The organism is Gordonia terrae (genome assembly GCF_051789125.1).
Taxonomy (GTDB): Bacteria; Actinomycetota; Actinomycetes; order Mycobacteriales; family Mycobacteriaceae; genus Gordonia; species Gordonia terrae_A.
This window is the reverse complement of record NZ_CP196526.1, coordinates 2,437,101-2,455,215: the sequence shown is the minus strand read 5'-3', so window position 1 is coordinate 2,455,215 and position 18,115 is coordinate 2,437,101. Positions and strand designations below refer to the sequence as shown.

General features: G+C 68.5%; 18 protein-coding genes. 1 reads left to right on the top strand and 17 read right to left on the bottom strand.

The features are described 5' to 3' along the window. Positions 1–52: 52 nt before the first annotated feature. From coaBC to ACSUZC_RS11120, 14 genes are all read right to left on the bottom strand, one after another. On the bottom strand, positions 53–1,324 hold the full coding sequence (coaBC, locus tag ACSUZC_RS11185; protein WP_439032833.1) for a bifunctional phosphopantothenoylcysteine decarboxylase/phosphopantothenate--cysteine ligase CoaBC: 1,272 nt from the start codon (positions 1,322–1,324) through the stop codon (positions 53–55). Between the two features lie 30 nt (positions 1,325–1,354). Beyond that, a complete protein-coding gene (gene rpoZ / locus ACSUZC_RS11180; RefSeq protein ID WP_086535422.1) occupies positions 1,355–1,654 on the bottom strand; it encodes a DNA-directed RNA polymerase subunit omega in 300 nt (99 codons plus the stop codon). An 89-nt stretch (positions 1,655–1,743) separates the two neighbouring features. Next, positions 1,744–2,361, bottom strand: a complete 618-nt coding sequence (gene gmk / locus ACSUZC_RS11175) for a guanylate kinase (protein ID WP_439032832.1) — start codon at positions 2,359–2,361, stop codon at positions 1,744–1,746. A gap of 52 nt (positions 2,362–2,413) precedes the next feature. Next, complete coding sequence (gene mihF, locus ACSUZC_RS11170) at positions 2,414–2,728, bottom strand: integration host factor, actinobacterial type (RefSeq protein ID WP_004021989.1); 315 nt, start codon at positions 2,726–2,728, stop codon at positions 2,414–2,416. A 598-nt stretch (positions 2,729–3,326) separates the two neighbouring features. Further along, positions 3,327–4,157, bottom strand: coding sequence for an orotidine-5'-phosphate decarboxylase (gene pyrF / locus ACSUZC_RS11165; RefSeq protein ID WP_439032831.1), 831 nt, complete (start codon positions 4,155–4,157; stop codon positions 3,327–3,329). Continuing rightward, a complete protein-coding gene (gene carB / locus ACSUZC_RS11160; protein ID WP_439032830.1) occupies positions 4,154–7,489 on the bottom strand; it encodes a carbamoyl-phosphate synthase large subunit in 3,336 nt (1,111 codons plus the stop codon). The genes pyrF and carB overlap by 4 nt, the downstream gene beginning before the upstream one ends. After that, on the bottom strand, positions 7,489–8,658 hold the full coding sequence (gene carA, locus ACSUZC_RS11155; protein WP_439032829.1) for a glutamine-hydrolyzing carbamoyl-phosphate synthase small subunit: 1,170 nt from the start codon (positions 8,656–8,658) through the stop codon (positions 7,489–7,491). Before carA ends, carB begins: the two co-directional genes overlap by 1 nt. Next, positions 8,655–9,290: a PH-like domain-containing protein gene (locus tag ACSUZC_RS11150; RefSeq protein ID WP_439032828.1), complete on the bottom strand. Its 636-nt coding sequence runs from the start codon at positions 9,288–9,290 to the stop codon at positions 8,655–8,657. Before ACSUZC_RS11150 ends, carA begins: the two co-directional genes overlap by 4 nt. Then, positions 9,287–10,612: a dihydroorotase gene (locus tag ACSUZC_RS11145; RefSeq protein WP_439032827.1), complete on the bottom strand. Its 1,326-nt coding sequence runs from the start codon at positions 10,610–10,612 to the stop codon at positions 9,287–9,289. Before ACSUZC_RS11145 ends, ACSUZC_RS11150 begins: the two co-directional genes overlap by 4 nt. Positions 10,613–10,643: 31 nt before the next feature. Next, positions 10,644–11,594 carry an aspartate carbamoyltransferase catalytic subunit gene (locus tag ACSUZC_RS11140; protein WP_439032826.1) on the bottom strand — a complete coding sequence of 317 codons (951 nt, stop codon included), beginning with the start codon at positions 11,592–11,594 and terminating at the stop codon, positions 10,644–10,646. Beyond that, complete coding sequence (pyrR, locus tag ACSUZC_RS11135; RefSeq protein ID WP_439032825.1) at positions 11,594–12,178, bottom strand: bifunctional pyr operon transcriptional regulator/uracil phosphoribosyltransferase PyrR; 585 nt, start codon at positions 12,176–12,178, stop codon at positions 11,594–11,596. Before pyrR ends, ACSUZC_RS11140 begins: the two co-directional genes overlap by 1 nt. Positions 12,179–12,296: 118 nt before the next feature. Further along, a complete protein-coding gene (nusB, locus tag ACSUZC_RS11130; RefSeq protein ID WP_439032824.1) occupies positions 12,297–12,782 on the bottom strand; it encodes a transcription antitermination factor NusB in 486 nt (161 codons plus the stop codon). A 3-nt stretch (positions 12,783–12,785) separates the two neighbouring features. Beyond that, positions 12,786–13,349: an elongation factor P gene (gene efp, locus ACSUZC_RS11125; RefSeq protein ID WP_238422303.1), complete on the bottom strand. Its 564-nt coding sequence runs from the start codon at positions 13,347–13,349 to the stop codon at positions 12,786–12,788. Between the two features lie 21 nt (positions 13,350–13,370). After that, positions 13,371–14,480 (bottom strand): M24 family metallopeptidase, encoded by a 1,110-nt coding sequence (locus ACSUZC_RS11120; protein ID WP_439032823.1) that lies wholly within the window; start codon positions 14,478–14,480, stop codon positions 13,371–13,373. 93 nt (positions 14,481–14,573) lie between these two features. Here ACSUZC_RS11120 and ACSUZC_RS11115 point away from each other — a divergent pair, with 93 nt between their 5' ends. Beyond that, on the top strand, positions 14,574–15,113 hold the full coding sequence (locus ACSUZC_RS11115) for a B-4DMT family transporter (protein WP_439032822.1): 540 nt from the start codon (positions 14,574–14,576) through the stop codon (positions 15,111–15,113). A gap of 70 nt (positions 15,114–15,183) precedes the next feature. Here the strand turns inward: ACSUZC_RS11115 and aroB are convergent, their stop codons facing one another. From aroB to aroC, 3 genes are read right to left on the bottom strand one after another with little or no spacing between them, the layout of a single operon-like run. After that, positions 15,184–16,326 carry a 3-dehydroquinate synthase gene (aroB, locus tag ACSUZC_RS11110; protein WP_439032821.1) on the bottom strand — a complete coding sequence of 381 codons (1,143 nt, stop codon included), beginning with the start codon at positions 16,324–16,326 and terminating at the stop codon, positions 15,184–15,186. A gap of 11 nt (positions 16,327–16,337) precedes the next feature. Continuing rightward, the gene (locus ACSUZC_RS11105; RefSeq protein WP_439032820.1) at positions 16,338–16,901 is read right to left on the bottom strand and encodes a shikimate kinase; all 564 of its coding nucleotides are present in this window, start codon (positions 16,899–16,901) and stop codon (positions 16,338–16,340) included. Beyond that, positions 16,898–18,106, bottom strand: coding sequence for a chorismate synthase (gene aroC, locus ACSUZC_RS11100; RefSeq protein ID WP_439032819.1), 1,209 nt, complete (start codon positions 18,104–18,106; stop codon positions 16,898–16,900). Before aroC ends, ACSUZC_RS11105 begins: the two co-directional genes overlap by 4 nt. Positions 18,107–18,115 lie beyond the last annotated feature (9 nt).

Below are 18,115 nucleotides of genomic sequence, written 5' to 3'. Positions count from 1 at the left end.
GCGCCGCTGGCAGTGTCGGCCAGGTGCGACTGGCCGGGTGAATACTTCCAACCTAATCGGTCGGTCGAGCTCCCCGACCATCAGGCACCAGTTGTCGCACTTCGTCAAGTATCCGACTCGACATGAGTGTTTTCGACCCGAAGGGCAGCGCGGTCTCGTCGCCGTTGGCGGCGAGCAACCAGCCGGTGTTGTCCTCGGTACCGAAGGCCTTGCCATCGCCCACGGCATTGACCACCAGGAGGTCGCAGCCCTTGCGGGCGAGCTTGGCGCGGCCGTGATCGAGGACACCGCCCGTCTCGTCGCCGGTCTCGGCGGCGAAGCCGACGATCACCGTGTCGGCGGGGATGCGGCCGTCGTCGCGAGCCGTGACGAGTCCGCGGAGGATGTCCGGGTTCGTGGTCAGCTCGATGGGTGCCGGGCCCGCGTCACCCTTCTTGATCTTGGCGTCGGCGACGGTGATCGGGCGGAAGTCGGCGACCGCGGCGGCCATGATGACGACATCGGCGTCCGCGGCACGCTTGGTCATCTCCTCGGCGAGCTGCTCGGCGGTGGCGATCCGGACGATGTCGACACCCGCCGGCATGCCGGGGTCGGCGGTCGATCCGGCGACGACCGTGACACTCGCGCCACGTTGAGCTGCCGCACGGGCCAGTGCGAAACCCTGCTTCCCGGAGCTGTGGTTGCCGAGATAGCGGACGGGATCGAGCGGCTCGCGGGTGCCGCCTGCGCTGATCAGCACCCGGACTCCGGCGAGGTCGTAGGGCAGCGCGTCCGGACGGTCGAGGAGCAGCTCACCGACCAGCGCGATCTCCTGCGGATCCGGGAGCCGCCCGCGACCTGAGTCGGTACCGGTGAGGCGTCCGGAAGCGGGCGTCATGACGACGGAGCCGTGCGCTCGCAGAGTTGCCACGTTGGCCTGCGTCGCGGGGTGCTCCCACATCTCGGTGTGCATCGCCGGGACGAAGAGCACGGGACAACGGACGGTCAGCAGCGAGGCAGTGAGCAGATCGTCGGCCCGTCCTTGCGCCGCGCGAGCCATCAGGTCGGCCGTCGCGGGAGCGATCACGACGAGGTCGGCGCCCTGTCCGAGCCGCACATGGGCCACTTCGTCGACGTCGTCGAAGACCGTCGTCGACACTGGGTTGCCGCTCAGGGCCTCGAAAGTCGCCTTGCCGACGAACTCCAGGGCCGCGCGGGTGGGGACGACGCGGACGTCGTGGCCGGACTCGGTGAAATGCCGGATGACCGAGCACACCTTGTACGCCGCGATTCCGCCGCCGACGCCGATCAGGACACGGCGTCGGGTTCCGGTGGGTGTGGTCATCAACGGTTCGCAGATCGCCGACGGGCCGGACTACTCGCCCTCGGTGTGCTCGAGAAGGTCGGAGTGGATCTCACGCATGGCGATCGAGAGGGGCTTCTCCTGCAGGCCGGGCTCCACGAGCGGTCCGACGTACTCCAGGATCCCGTCGCCGAGCTGGTTGTAGTAGTCGTTGATCTGACGCGCACGCTTCGCTGCGTAGATGACGAGCGCGTACTTCGACGATGCGCGATCGAGGAGGTCGTCGATCGGCGGATTGGTGATACCCAGCGGCGTGTCGTATGCCGGTGCGTCGGCGATGTCGGTGATGTCGAAATTGGTCGGGGTGCTCACACAAACTCCTGCGTCGAGGTCTGGGGTGCCGGGCGTCTGAACCGTTGTCCAGGGTCGATCGGCGGATGTAGCTCTGGTCTGGAGGGCCGTCAGGTCGCGGGCGCGGTGGGCTGTTCGGGTCCGACCAGCAAGGATACCAACTGATCGGCGGCCTGGTCGACTTCGCTGTTCACGATGACGTGGTCGAACTCGTCCTGGGCGGCCATCTCGGTGCGGGCGGTGCCGAGTCGGCGCTCGATCGCCTCCGGACTCTCGGTCGCACGGCCGGTCAATCGCGCGACGAGTTCGTCCCAGCTGGGCGGGGCGAGAAAGACGGTGACGGCCTCGGGTAGCCGGGCGACCACATTGCGCGCACCGACGAGATCGACCTCCACGAGCACGGGTTTCCCGGCTTTGAGCGCGGCGAGCACCGGAGCGATCGGCGTGCCGGATCGTTGCAGGCCACCGTGGATCTCTGCCCACTCGAGGAGCTCGTCACCGGCGATCATCCGGTCGAACTCCTCGGCGGAGACGAAGTGGTAGTCACGACCGTCGACCTCGCCGGGGCGTGGATCCCTGGTCGTGGCCGAGACGCTGAAGTACACGTCGGGGACAGCGGCGCACACCTTGGCGACCACGGTGGACTTGCCGACGGCCGAGGGGCCGACCAAAACAATCAGTCGACCCCTCGTGCGTGCGGCTTCCGCGTGGTCCTGCCGGTCGGTCACCGACCGGTCCACGGTTGCGTCACGCTGCCGTGTTCGGTTGGGTTGCTCACGCTCAGGAGCTGAACTTCTCGAGCAGAGCCTTGCGCTGACGATCGCCGAGACCGCGCAGGCGGCGGGTCGGGGCGATCTCGAGCTCGGTCATGATCTCCTGCGCCTTGACCTTGCCGACCTTGGGCAGGGCCTCGAGCAGCGCCGAGACCTTCATCTTGCCCAGGATCTCGTCGTTCTCGGCATCCTTGAGCACCTGCTGGAGATCGGTGCCACCGCGCTTCAGGCGCTCCTTGAGCTCCGCGCGGACACGACGAGCGGCAGCTGCCTTCTCCAACGCAGCGGCGCGCTGCTCATCGGTCAACTGGGGAAGGGCCACGGGTTCCTCCGTCTTTCGTTCTCGATTGGGACTGCATCGTTCGCCCGGGGGCGTCCGAGGCGCTGTGCCGTACGACCTCGGCTGGGTCGCCATCCCCGGCGTATCGACCGGGTGTGCACTCGGCCGACGCCATGAAATGTTGGCGGCGATTGCGACCGTACCCACGTGAGCAGGCATTTGCGAGTGCGACCCCCCGTTTTCGCGGCGTTTTCTCATGTTGTAGGGCCTTGCGGGCGTTCAGGTGAGCACAGCGGGAATTCACCGTGATCCCCACGCCTGTGACTACGCAGTATGTGCTGTTTCCGCAGCTCAGAACCACCAGTGACCACACCGACATCGGTAGCTGTGCGAACGACCTGAGACCCGGTGGTCGAATTGGTGAGACGCGTGTGACAAGTGTGATGTGTCGGAGATCGTCGGGAATTGCACGCCGCACCGCGCGTGTCGCGGGATGAGCCGGCCGTTGTCGACGGTGGAGCGCAGGGCTCCCCCGCTCGACCGGTGTGAGCAATCTCAACTCGCGAGTGAGCACGACGACCCCGGCGTGCGCAGTGGCATCACAGGGCGGCGCGATGCGATGGTGGCCCACCGCGAACACTCAGCCCAGAGCCGCCTCGACATCGTCCCGTGTGCGGACGAACGCGTCGCGTAGCGAGGCCGGGTCCGGCCCGGCGCGGAGAACCCCGCGAGAACTGGCGGGCAGCACCCAACCAGGGTCGGCACCGTCGAACACCACCGGTAGATCGGCGGCGGTCGCACCCTGTGCGCCCAGGCCCGGCGCCAGGATGGGGCCGCGGAGATTCGCGAGGTCGAGCCCGTGCTCACGAGTGGCTCCGACGACCAGCCCCGCCGTGGCGCTGCCGTCGGCGTTCTCGGACGCCGCGGCATCGACGATCGATTGCGCGACGGTCCGCTCCCCCGTCCGCGCACGCTGGATGCCTCCGCCCTCCGGGTTGGATGTCCGCGCCAGCACGAACACTCCGCGCGAGCCCTCACGGGCGAGGTCGAGCGCGGGGCGGAGGGATTCGTAGCCGAGGTACGGCGATGCGGTCACCGAATCGGCGCACAACGGCGACGACGCGGACAGCCACGCCTGCGCGTAGGCCGCCATCGTCGAACCGATGTCACCTCGCTTGGCGTCGGCGATGACGAGCGCACCCGCATCACGGCAGCCCGCGATGACCTGTTCGAGCACCGCGAACCCGGCCGCCCCGAACAGCTCGAAGAACGCGACCTGCGGTTTGATCACCGCGGCCACCGGCCCCAGCGAGGCGACGCAGATGTCGGCGAACCGCGCCAGGCCGTCGGCCGTGACCGGCAGCCCCCACTCCTCGAGTAGTTCGGCATGCGGGTCGATGCCGGCACAGAGGCGTCCGCGCTCTGCGACCGCCCGCCGGTAACGGGCGCCGAAGCCGGACGCCTCGGTCACGACCGGCCGGCCAGGTCCGCGTGGCGGTTCTGCAGCGACCGGACGCCGATGTCGCCGGTCATCGCGGCCTCGATGCCCTGCACCGCAGCACTGGCCCCCTGCACCGTGGTGATGCACGGGATGTTGACCGATACCGCCGCGCTCCGGATCTCATAGCCGTCGACGCGCGGACCGGAATTGCCGTACGGGGTGTTGATGACCATCGTCACCTCGCCGGCCCGGATGATGTCGACGATCGTGCGCTGACCGTCGGCGGCCTCGAAGTGCTTGCGCACCGTCTCGCACTTGATCCCGTTGCGACGCAACACGTCCGCGGTGCCCTCGGTGGCCAGGATCTCGAACCCGAGATCGGCGAGGTGCTTGACCGGGAAGATCAGCGCCCGCTTGTCCTTGTTGGCCACCGACACGAAGATCTTGCCGCTCGTGGGCAGCGATCCGTAGGCAGCGGTCTGCGACTTGGCGAAGGCGCGTCCGAAGTCGGCGTCGATGCCCATGACCTCACCCGTCGACTTCATCTCGGGGCTCAGCAGGTTGTCGACGCCGCTTCCGTCATGTCGCCGGAACCGGTTGAACGGCAGGACCGCTTCCTTCACCGAGATCGGTGCGGTGGCCGGGGCCTCGCCCCCATCGCCGGTGGCGGGGAGGATGCCCTGCTCGCGCAGCTCCCCGATCGATGCACCGAGCATGACCCGGGCACACGCCTTGGCAAGGGGCACCGCGGTCGCCTTGGACACGAACGGGACCGTCCGGCTCGCACGAGGATTCGCTTCCAGCACGTAGAGGACGTCGTCCTTGAGCGCGTACTGGACGTTGAGCAGCCCCTTCACGCCGATGCCCTTGGCCAACGCCTCGGTCGAGCTCCGCACCATCTCCAGGTCGGCGCGCCCGAGCGTCACCGGCGGCAGCGCACACGCGGAGTCGCCGGAATGGATGCCGGCCTCCTCGATGTGCTCCATGACGCCGCCGATGTAGACCTCGTCACCGTCACACAGGGCGTCGACGTCGATCTCCACCGCGTCCTCGAGGAACCGGTCGACGAGCACCGGGTGATCCGGGGTCAGCTCGGTGGCGCGAGAGATGTAGTCCTCCAGGGACTTCTCGTCGTAGACGATCTCCATGCCGCGCCCACCGAGGACGTACGACGGCCGGACCAGCACCGGGTATCCGATGCGTGCCGCGGTGTCACGAGCCTCGGCGAAGCTCGTCGCGGTCCCGAACGCCGGTGCCGGCAGCCCGGCGGCGGTGAGGACCTTGCCGAACTCGCCGCGGTCCTCGGCCAGGTCGATGGCGGCCGGACTGGTACCGACGATGGGTACACCGGCCTCCTCGAGCCGGTGCGCCAGGCCGAGCGGCGTCTGACCGCCGAGCTGCACGATGACGCCGGCGACGGTGCCCGACTGCGACTCCGCGTGATAGACCTCCAGCACGTCCTCGAAGGTCAGCGGCTCGAAGTAGAGGCGATCGGCGGTGTCGTAGTCCGTCGACACGGTCTCCGGGTTGCAGTTGACCATCACGGTCTCGTATCCGGCCTCCGACAGCGTCAGCGCGGCGTGCACACACGAGTAGTCGAACTCGATGCCCTGTCCGATGCGGTTGGGCCCCGACCCCAGGATCAGGACCTTCTGCCGTTCGGTCTGCGGTGCGATCTCGCTGGTCGCCGCGGGATCGAGCTCGTAGCTGGAGTAGTGGTACGGCGTCTTCGCCTCGAACTCGGCCGCGCAGGTGTCCACCGTCTTGTAGACCGGACGCACCCCCAGCCCGATCCGATGGGCGCGTACGGCTGCCTCGTCGGCGAAATCCGAACGCAGAGCAGCGATCTGGCGGTCAGAGAAGCCGGTGGACTTGGCCTCGCGGAGTAAAGCCTCGTCGAGGGTGTCGGCGTCGCGGATCTCCGCACCGAGCGCGGCGATGCCACCGATCTCGGCGAGGAACCACGGGTCGATGGCGGTGGCCTCGTACAGGTCCTCGACCGTCGCGCCCGCGTCGAAGGCCAGCATCAGCTTGTACAGCCGACCGTCCTTCGGGGTCTTGATGTCCTCGAGCAGCGCGGGCAGATCGACCGTCGCCGGGTCGGGGCGGTTCGGCTCGGCCCAGAATCCACCGGCCTTCGTCTCCAGCGAACGCATGACCTTGCCGAGAGCCTCGGCGAAGCTGCGGCCGAGGCTCATCGCCTCACCCACCGACTTCATCGTGGTGGTGAGGGTGTCGTCGGCGCCCGGGAATTTCTCGAACGCGAACCGCGGCGCCTTGACCACGACGTAGTCGAGCGTCGGCTCGAAACAGGCCGGGGTCTCCTTGGTGATGTCGTTGACGATCTCGTCGAGGCTGTAGCCGATGGCGAGCTTCGCGGCGATCTTCGCGATCGGGAAGCCGGTGGCCTTCGACGCCAGCGCCGACGACCGCGACACCCGTGGATTCATCTCGATGACGACGAGCCGGCCGTCGCGCGGGTCCTGGGCGAACTGGATGTTGCAGCCGCCCGTGTCGACGCCGACCTCGCGGAGGATGTCGATCGAGAGATCGCGCATGATCTGGTACTCGCGGTCGGTGAGCGTCATCGCCGGGGCGACCGTCACCGAGTCACCGGTGTGCACGCCGACCGGGTCGAGGTTCTCGATCGAGCAGACGACCACCACGTTGTCGCGGTTGTCGCGCATCAGCTCGAGTTCGTATTCCTTCCAGCCGAGGATCGACTCCTCGATGAGGACGTTCGCCGTCGGCGATGCGGCCAGACCGCCACCGGCGATGCGGTCGAGATCCGCATCGTCGTAGGCCATGCCGGAACCGAGGCCGCCCATCGTGAACGAGGGTCGTACGACCACGGGGAAACCGAGCTCGGCGACGGTCTCGCGCACCTGGTCCATGGTGTGGCACACGCGTGACCGCGCGCTCTCGCCTCCGACCTTCTCGACGATGTCCTTGAACATCTGGCGGTCCTCGCCCCGCTGGATCGCGTCGAAGTCGGCACCGATCAGTTCGATGTCGTACTTCTCCAGCGAACCCCGATCATGCAGTGCGACAGCGGTGTTCAACGCGGTCTGACCGCCGAGGGTCGCCAGCACCGCGTCGATGGGGTGTCCGGCGTCGCGTTCGGCCTCGATGACCTTCTCCACGTACTCGGCCGTGATCGGCTCGATGTAGGTGGCGTCGGCGAACTCCGGGTCGGTCATGATCGTCGCCGGGTTGGAGTTCACCAGCGACACCCGCAGGCCTTCGGCCTTGAGCACGCGGCACGCCTGGGTCCCGGAGTAGTCGAATTCACAGGCCTGGCCGATGACGATCGGTCCGGAGCCGATGACCAGGACGTGGTTGATGTCTTCGCGACGCGGCATCAGGCCCTCGTTCCTCTTGCTTCGTCGCCCTCGAGCAGGGTGACGAATTTGTCGAACAGATACGCGGCATCGTGGGGTCCGGCGGCCGCTTCCGGGTGGTACTGCACGGAGAAGGCGCGACCGGAGAGCAACTCGACGCCCTCCACGGTGCCGTCGTTGGCGCAGACATGGCTGACCCGGGCGCGGCCGAAGTCGGAGTCGAACTCCTCCCCCGCCTCGCCTTCGAGAGCGAAGCCGTGGTTCTGCGAGGTGATCGAGACCTTGCCGGTGGCGTGATCGACGACCGGGATGTTGATGCCGCGGTGCCCGAACTTCATCTTGTAGGTCGAGCGGCCGAGCGCGCGGCCCAGGATCTGGTTGCCGAAGCAGATGCCGAACAGCGGGATGTCCTGGCCGAGGACTCCACGAGTGAGTTCCACGACGTCGTCGGCGGTGGCCGGGTCGCCCGGACCGTTGGACAGGAACACACCGTCGGGCTTGAGGTCGGCGATCGCCTCGAGCGCGACGGTCGCGGGCAGCACATGGGTGCGCACTCCGCGTTCGGCGAACATGCGGGGCGTGTTGGTCTTGATCCCCAGGTCGATGGCGGCCACGGTGAACCGCTGCTGGTCGATGGGTTCGACGACATAGCCGTCGCTGGTGGTCACCTCGTCGGCGAGACGGGCGCCCTTCATGTCCGGTTGGTTGCGCACCCGGTCGATCAGTTCGTCCTTGTCGGCGAGCGCCGGACCGGAGAAGATGCCCGCCTTCATCGAACCGTGGTCGCGCAGGATGCGCACGACGGTACGGGTGTCGATACCCCCGATCCCGACGATCCCCTGCTTGGTCAGTTCGTCCTCGAGCGAGGTGGTCGCACGCCAGTTGGAGACGCGACGGGTGGGGTTGCGCACGGCGTACCCGGCGACCCAGATCTTGCCCGAGTCACCGTCGAGGTCGGTGCTGCCGGCACTGCCGGTGCTCTCGCCGTCCTCGTCGTTCCAACCGGTGTTCCCGATCTGCGGCGCGGTGGCCACGACGATCTGCCGGTGGTAGCTCGGATCGGTCAAGGTCTCCTGATACCCGGTCATCGCGGTGCAGAACACCGCCTCGCCGAGGGTCTCGCCGACGGCGCCGAAACTCCGGCCGGTGAACACCTGGCCGTTCTCCAGCACCAAGACCGCTGTGTTCATTCCTGTGCCCCTTGTCCCTGTGGCCCATGTCCACTGTCCTGCTGCCCGGCGAAGGCGTGCACCCAGCCGGGATAGATCGTCTTGTCGTCCGCGCGTACGCCGGAGTCGATCTCGGTGCCGCTGGGCAACACCCAGCGGATCGCAAGCACTCCGTCGGCGGTCATCACCTTGCCCGCGATGCCGCGTTCGGTGCGGACCGCGGTGATCGATTCGCGGGGTATCCAGATGTCGCTCGCGCCTTGGCGGGCGATCAGGACGCCGCTTTCGAATTCGGTCAGCACCGACGACGCCCGATCGCCGATGTCGCCCACGGTCACCCGGTTCTGCCAGCTCGGTGCGAGCGTGCTGCCGAGGTACAGGCCGGTGTCCGGGCCTCGCAGGACCACACCCGGGTCCGCGGGGCACACGGGCAGCTCACCGATCACGGCTTCCTGCTCCGCGACCTTCTTCCGATTGCCGGTCGCCAGCAGGTAGAAGACCGACAGCACACCGATCGCGAGGAGTGCGACCACTCCGATGAACCACGCGTTGAAGACTATTTTGCCGTATCCGGAGACGGTGGCGATCACCGAGGCCACCACCAGCACCGCGAGGAGTGCCGGGATCGTCCCGCGCCTCGATGCGATGCTCATCGGGTGACCTGCCCGTCGCGTGCGGTGACGATCCCGCGCAGCACGGTGGCCGTGACCGAGGCCGGCATCGTCATCGTCTCGAACGGGGTGTTGTCCGACAGGCTCGCCAGCTCGCGACCACGCACCACCCACGAAGCCTGCGGATCGACCACCGTGAGGTTCGCCGGCTCCCCGACCGCGATGGGTCGTCCCTGGTCGGCGAGCTCGACGATCTGCGCGGGCCGTTCGCTCATGACACGGGCCACGCCGCGCCAGTCGAGCAGACCCGGCTTCACCAGCGTCTCCACGATGATCGGCAGCGCCGTCTGCAGGCCGAGCATGCCGGGCTTGGCCTGGGCGAACTCGCAGCACTTCTCCTGCGAGGCGTGGGGCGCGTGATCGGTGGCCACACAGTCGACGATTCCGTCGGCCAGCGCCTGCCGCAGCGCCTCCTTGTCGCGGACCTCGCGCAACGGCGGGTTCACCTTGTTGATCGGGTCGTACGTCTCGAGCCGGGAGTCGTCGAGCAGCAGGTGATGCGGTGTCACCTCCGCGGTGATCGCGATCCCCTGATCCTTGGCCCAGCGCAGCAGTTCGACGGTGCCCTCGGTCGAGGCGTGGCAGATGTGGATGCGTGCTCCGGCGTCGCGGGCGAGCAGCGCGTCGCGGATGACGATCGACTCCTCGGCCGCACGCGGCCATCCCGCGAGGCCCAGTCGGGACGCGGTCGGCCCCTCGTTCGCGACGGCACCGACCGTCAGACGCGGTTCCTCGGCGTGCTGGGCGATGAGGACGCCCAGCCCGGTGGCGTACTCGAGCGCGCGCCGCATGAGCAGCGGATCGTCGACGCACTTGCCGTCGTCGCTGAACATCCGTACTCCGGCGGCACCGGCGGCCATCATGCCCATCTCGGCGAGCTCCCGGCCCTCGAGACCGACGGTCACCGCACCGACCGGGTAGACGTCGACGAGCCCGACCTCGCGACCCGAGCGCCACACGTTGTCGGTGACGGTCGAGTTGTCCGCGACCGGACTCGTGTTGGCCATCGCGAACACGGCGGTGTAACCGCCGAGCGCGGCGGCCGCCGAACCCGACCGGATGGTCTCGGTGTCCTCACGCCCCGGTTCGCGCAGGTGGGTGTGCAGGTCGACGAAACCGGGCAGCAGCACGCCACCGTCGCCGTCGATCACCTCCACGTCGTCGGGAACCGTGATGCCGGAAGCGATCTCGGAGATGACGCCGTCGACGACGAGGACGTCGACGGGATCTCCTTCGCCGTAGGGTCGGACGGCGGTGAGCAGGACGGACCCGGTCGGCGGGACGGGTCCGGTGGCGGCGGTCACTTCTCAACTCCTGGAACGGTCTCGTGGGGGGTCATAGGTGGGCTCCCGCGGAATCGGAGCCCACGAGCAGACGGAACAGCACCGCCATACGCACATGCACGCCGTTGCGGACCTGCTCGAGCACGGCGGCCTTGGGCGAGTCCGCCACCGAGTAGCCGATCTCCATACCGCGCAACATCGGTCCCGGATGCAGGACGACGGCGTCATCGGACAGCAGTGAGAGCCGACGGTCGTTGAGTCCGAAGCGGACCGCGTACTCGCGGGCGCTGGGGAAGAACCCGCCGTTCATCCGCTCGGCCTGGACGCGCAGCATCATCACGGCGTCCACGGCGGCGAGTTCGGCGTCGAGGCTGCCCGACACCCTGACCGGCCACTCCTCGACCCCGGCCGGCAGCAGTGTCGGTGGCGCGACCAGAACGACCTCCGCGCCGAGTGTCGAGAGAAGGTGCGCGTTGGAACGTGCCACCCGGGAGTGGACGATGTCTCCTACGATCGCGACGCGGCGCCCGTCGAGCGAGCCGAGGCGCTGCCGCAGGGTCAGGGCGTCGAGCAGCGCCTGGGTGGGATGTTCGTGTGTCCCGTCACCGGCGTTGATCACCGCGGGACCGTCGCCCTCGGGAGAGGTGGTCCAGTCGGCGATCTGGGCCGGCGCACCCGAGGCCGGGTGCCGGACGATCAGCGCATCGGCACCGGCGGCGTGCAGGGTCTTCACCGTGTCGCGCAGCGACTCCCCTTTGCCCGCAGACGAACTCGAGGCGCTCACGTTGATGACGTCGGCGCTCATCCATTTGCCCGCGACCTCGAACGAGACCCGGGTGCGGGTGGAGTTCTCGTAGAACACGGTCATGACCGTGCGACCGCGAAGTGTGGGGAGCTTGCGGACCTCGCGGCCGGTGAGCGCCTGCTCGAAGCGTTCGGCGTCGTCGAGAAGCGCGGTGGCGTCCTCACGACTCAGGTCCTGCGTCGAGAGCAGATGCCGCATCACGAATCACTCTCGGTCGTAGTCGATTTCGACGCCGAACCGAGCACGACCTCGTCGGTGCCGTCGTGTTCGACGAGATGCACCGAGACCTGCTCGTCGCGTGCGGTCGGGATGTTCTTGCCGACATAGTCCGCGCGCAACGGCAGTTCGCGATGACCGCGGTCGACGAGGACGGCGAGTTGCACCGCTGCCGGGCGCCCGAGGTCGCGCAGCGCGTCGAGTGCCGCGCGCACCGTCCGCCCCGAGAACAGGACGTCGTCGACGAGGATCACGACGGCGTTGTCGACACCGCCGACGGGCACCACGGTCCGTTCGAGCGGCCGGTGTGGCTTGCCTCGGAGATCGTCGCGATAGAGAGTGATATCGAGCGAACCCACGGGCACGTCGACACCCGAGAACTCGCCGATCCTGGCGCCCAGCCGGGTCGCCAGAGATGTTCCGCGAGTGGGGATTCCGATGAGAACGACGCGGGGTGCGTCGGGCGAGTCCAGGGCAGTCTTCTCGATCACCTGGTGCGCGACACGAGCGATCGTGCGCGACACGTCAGCGGCATCGAGCAGCACCCTGGGAGCGGGGCTGGCCAAAGCCGACCTCCTTCTCCGCCTCGCAGGACGGATCGTTAAAGGATGTCTGTCTCGCGACACTCTACACCGGGCGGCGACGCCCACGAATTCCCGCGACGTACGCCACACCCGGCGCGGTTCAGTTGTGCTCCGGTCCTCCGGGTGCGGCCCCGCCGGGCTCGGCGGAGGCAGCTGCCCGCACCTGAGGGGCGAGTTCGGCGATCTTGGCGAGCACGCCGTTGACGAAGGCAGGCGAGTCGTCGGTCGACAGCTCCTTGGCGAGCTCCACCGCCTCGTCGACGACGACGATCGTGTCGACGTCGAGGGAGTTGAACAGCTCCCAGGTCGCCAGGCGCATGATGGCGCGGTCGACGGCGGGGAGCCGCTCGAGGGTCCAGTCGCGCAGGTACGACGAGATGACCGCATCGATCTGGGACTGATCGTCGGCCAGACCCTGGATCACGGTCGCGGTGTAATCGTGGATGGAGCCCACGCTCTCGTCCGATCGCACATACTCACGACGCTCGGCGACCAGCTGGGCGGGACTGACGCCCTTGGCCTCCGCCTCGAAGAGCAGATCCACGGCGCGACGCCGCGCCTTGTGTCGGGTTCCGGGTTGTTTCACAGGTCAGGAGTTGACGCGGCCGAGGTAGCTGCCGTCGCGCGAATCGACCTTGAGCTTGTCGCCGGTGTTGATGAACAGCGGGACCTGGATCTCGGCGCCGGTCTCGAGGGTGGCGGGCTTGGTGCCGCCGGTGGAGCGATCACCCTGCAGGCCGGGATCGGTCTGGGCGACGATCAGCTCGACGGTGACCGGCAGCTCGACGAACAGCGGGTTGCCCTCGTTCAGCGACACCTGCACGGTCATGTTCTCCAGCAGGAAGCGCGCGCCGTCGCCGACGGTGGCCGGCGAGAGGGAGAACTGCTCGTAGTCCTGCGAGTCCATGAACACGTAATCGGTGCCGTCGTTGTAGAGGAAGGTCATGTCACGACGATCGACGGTTGCGGTCTCGACCTTGACGCCCGCGTTGAAGGTCTTGTCCACGGTCTTGCCGCTCAGCACGTTCTTGATCTTGGTGCGCACGAACGCGGGACCCTTGCCCGGCTTGACGTGCTGGAACTCCATGATCTGCCAGAGCTGGTCGTCCATGCGCAGCACGAGGCCGTTCTTGAAGTCGGCGGTGGATGCCATGTGGTATTCGTTCCCTTGCAGTCAGATGACGGTGAATGTCTTGTCGGTGGCGGTCAGCAGGTCGGGGTCACCCTCGGTGACCACCAGTGTGTCCTCGATCCGGACCCCGCCCCATCCGGGCAGGTACACACCGGGCTCCACGGTGACCGCTGCACCGCAAGGCAGTGTACCCGCCGCGAGTTTGCCGATCCCCGGCGCTTCGTGGATCTCCAGGCCCACCCCGTGGCCCAGGCCGTGCACGTAATACTCGCCCCGGCCCGCGTCGGCGATGACGTCGCGGGCAGCGGCGTCGACGGCCCGCAGCTCGGCGCCGGGGGCCAGGGCCTTGCGGCCCGCCTCCTGCGCGGTCGCCACGAGTTCGTAGAGATCGCGCTGCCAGGCCGCCGCACGACGGAGGACGAACGTGCGCGTCATGTCCGAGTGATATCCGGCGACGACGGCGCCGAAGTCGATCTTGACGAAGTCCCCGTCGGCCAGCGCCGTGTGCGTGGGTCGGTGATGCGGAATCGCCGAATGAGCTCCCGCGGCCACGATCGTCTCGAAGGCGATCCCGTCCGCGCCGAGCCGGTACATCTCCCACTCGAGCGCCCGGGCGGCCTCCCGTTCGGTGGTACCGGCACGCAGAACACCGTCGGCGATGATGGTGGCCAGTGCCGCGTCGCCGATGGCGCACGCCGCCCGCAGCAGGGCGACCTCATGCGCGTCCTTGATCGCGCGTAGCCGCTGCACGGTCCCGGACAGGCCCACGAGCTCGATCCCCGACCCGTCGAGCGTGGCGGCCAGCGCGCGATGGGCCGCGACCGTCTCGGTGTCGGCCTCGAAGCCGATGCGTCTTGCACCGGCCGTGCGCGCGTGGTCGACGAGAGCCGGAACGCAGGCTCGCTCGATGATCGGTGCGACGTCGGGCACCTGGGCGGCGACCTGCGTGATGTATCTGCCATCGGTCGCCACCCGGTCGGCCGCCGGATCGTCGGCGTCGATCAGGACGGCCGCGTTCGAACCGGTGAAGCCGGTCAGATATCGGACATTGACGAGGTCGGAGACGACGAGGGCCGAGACCGGCTCGTCGGCGGATCGGAGTTGCGACCGGAGGCGGTCACGTCGGCCTGCGGTGTCGTGGTTGATCGGCACCCTGCCACGCTACGGCGAGCGCCCGCCCCGGGCGAACCACGACATCGACCAGGTGTGTCCGCAGTCACCACCGTGGTGCGTAGTATGACGCGCATGTCTTCGTGGTTGGTGCGCGGTCTGACGATGACCGCCGTTCACGTCCTCGCCCGTGTGTTGCTCGGAGTGGCGGTGGTGCAGGCACCCCTCAACTCCACCGTCTGGCGAACCATCGCGATCGCCGCCGTCGTACTCGTGGCGATCCTGTGGGGCGGCTACGACGGGATTCGCGACGCCCGCGCCAACCCCGATCCCGACGACTACGAGGATCTGACGGTCCGGTGGCTGCAGGCGGGCGTTCTGGCTGGCGTACTCGCGGGCCTGATCTCCTGGATTCTCGGCACCGTCGTGCTCGCGGGCATCGGCCAGGCCAGCTTGTTCATCGAGCTAATCGCCGGGGCCTCGTTCACCGCCCTGCTCGTCTTCGTCCCGGCCTTCGTGGGTGCCGCGATCGGCCGCTGGCTCATCCGCCGCGAGCAGAACAAGAGCGCGTCCGACGACGACTGGTCGGTTCACGAGGATCGGCATGCCGATCACGGAGACGGCACCCACCGCGACTCCACCGCCGACGACGCGCCGACCCAGCAGATCCGCTGAGCCGACGCCGGTCGTTCAGCCGCGACGGGTGACGCGGCTGAACGGGTACCCGGCTACCGGAGTGTCGCGGTCAGAGGAGTATCGAGGTGCCGGCCGGCGCGCCGCCGGCCACCGCCGAATAGGCCGCGGCGAGCAGGCCGGGGTCCGGCCCTTCGAGGCGGCCCGGCTTCGCCAGGCCGTCCAGCACGACGAATCTCAGCACACCCGAGCGGTTCTTCTTGTCCCCCGCCATCCCCTCGAGCAGATCGCCGAACGCGTCGGGATCGTAGGTCGTGGGCAGCCCGACGAGTTCCAGGACTCGCTTGTGACGGTCGGCGGTCGCGTCGTCGAGACGCCCGGCCAGACGCGAGAGTTCGGCCGCGAAGACCAGACCCACCGAGACAGCGGCCCCGTGACGCCAGCGGTAGCGCTCGCGACGCTCGATCGCGTGCCCGAGTGTGTGCCCGTAGTTGAGGATCTCCCGTAGGGAGGACTCCTTGAGGTCGGCCGACACCACGTCCGCCTTCACCTGTACCGAACGGCGGATCAGATCGGGCAGCACCGGTCCGGTCGGATCCAGCGCGGCCTCGGGGTCGGCCTCGATGATGTCGAGGATCGTCGGGTCGGCGATGAAGCCGGTCTTGATGACCTCGGCGAGGCCGGCGACGATCTCGTTGCGCGGCACCGTTTCCAGGGTGCCGATGTCGATGAGGACCGCGTCGGGCTCATGGAACGAGCCGACCAGGTTCTTCCCGGCCTCGGTGTTGATTCCGGTCTTGCCGCCGACGGCCGCGTCGACCATCGCGAGCAGCGTCGTCGGGATGTGGATCACGCCGATGCCGCGCATCCACGTCGCGGCGACGAAGCCGGTGAGATCGGTCGCCGCGCCACCGCCGAGGCTGATGACCTTGTCGTTGCGCTTGAGTCCGATGCGGCCGAACACCTCCCAGCAGAAGGATGCGACGGACAGGTCCTTGCCGGCCTCGGCGTCGGGGATCTCGACCCGATGGGCGTCGAATCCCTTGCCCGCGAGGTATTCCCGCACCTGTTCGGCTGTCTTGGCCAGGGGCGGTTGATACAGGATGGCGATGTGGTCGGCGCCCGTAGCGGCGGCGGCGACCTCACCGAGGAGACCGCGGCCGATCGTCACGTCGTAGGGAGCGCCGGCGTTGACCCGGATCGCGATGGGGTCGGTTCCGGCCTGGTCGGCCCCGGTCTGGTCTGGTTCGGACATGATCGGCTTCCTCACATCAGTTCGCGGGCGAGTCGCACGACGACGGCGTCGGCGACGGTGTCGGGATCGGCATCGGCGTCCACCTCGAACGAGCACACCGACGTGTAGGTCCCAGTTCGTTCGGCGAGCAGTTCCGCGTAGCGCGCAGCGGGGTCGGCGGCCGCCAGGAGCGGACGGTCGGTTCCGGAGACCCGCGCATACCCACGCTCGGGCGAGACGCGGAGGTAGACGACCCGTTGATCGGTCAGCGCGTCGCGCACCCCGGGAGTCGTCACCGCACCGCCGCCGAGGGAGACCACGCCACCGTGGTTGTCCAGGACGTCGGTGACCACGTTCTCCTCGATCGTCCGGAAGGCTGCCACTCCGTCGGACTCGAAGATCTCCGGGATGCTGCGCCCCGTGCGGCGGACGAGTTCCACATCGGTGTCGATGAAGTCGACACCGAGCCGGTCGGCGAGCACGCGGCCGACCGTCGACTTGCCGGCCCCCATGAAGCCGATCAGCACCGCTGCCGGACGCCTCCCCGTCGTCGCCCGCGTCGGGGACGGGGTCGTCGGGGTCGGGGGCTGTGTCATGCGCGCGGCGGCCGCGCCTCGACGGCGGCCAGGTAGGCACGGAGGTTCGCCGCGGTCTCGGTGACCGAATCGCCCCCGAACTTCTCGAGCGCCGCCTGCGCGACGACGAGCGCGACCATCGCCTCGGCCACCACACCCGCAGCGGGCACTGCGCACACATCGGAGCGCTGGTGGATCGCGCTCGCGGTCTCGCCCGTGGCCATGTCGACCGTCGAGAGCGCACGCGGCACCGTCGAGATGGGCTTCATCGCCACCCGCACCCGCAGGTCCTCGCCGTTGGTCATGCCTCCCTCGAGACCGCCCGCACGATTGGTCGACCGCAGGACGCCGTCGGCGCCGGGGACCATTTCGTCGTGCGCCTCGCTGCCACGACGCCGGGCGGTGGTGAAACCGTCGCCCACCTCGACACCCTTCATCGCCTGAATGCCCATGAGAGCCGCGGCCAGGCGCGCGTCAAGACGTGTCTCGCCGCTGACGTGCGAGCCCAGGCCGACGGGCACACCGGTCGCGACGACCTCCACGACGCCGCCGAGGGTGTCACCGTCCTTCTTCGCAGCCTCGATCTCGGCGATCATCGACGCTTCGGCGTCTGCGTCGAAGGCGCGGACCGGACTGGCGTCGATGGCCTCCAGGTCGGAGATGCGCGGCGGCGGGCCGTCGTAGGGATCGCTGGCGCCGATCGAGATGACGTGGGAGACGACGTCGATACCGAGGACCTGGCGAAGGAAATTCCGGGCGACGGTACCGGCGGCGACACGGGCTGCGGTCTCGCGGGCACTCGCCCGCTCGAGCACCGGACGCGCGTCGTCGAAACCGTACTTGAGCATGCCGGAGTAGTCCGCATGCCCGGGCCGGGGACGGGTGAGCGGCGCGTTGCGGGCGCTCCCCTCGAGTTCGGCGGCGTCGACCGGGTCGGCCGCCATCACGGTTTCCCACTTGGGCCACTCGGTGTTGCCGATCTCGATCGCGACCGGACCGCCCATGGTCTCGCCGTGGCGGACCCCGCCGAGCACGGTCACTTTGTCGGCCTCGAACTTCATCCGCGCACCGCGGCCGTAGCCCAGGCGACGGCGCGCCAGCTGTTCGGCGATGTCCGATGAGGTGACCTCGACGCCGGCCACCATGCCCTCGACGATGGCGACCAGGGCAGGTCCGTGGGATTCTCCGGCAGTTATCCAGCGCAACACAGTGATCGATTGTTCCATGCGGGTCCG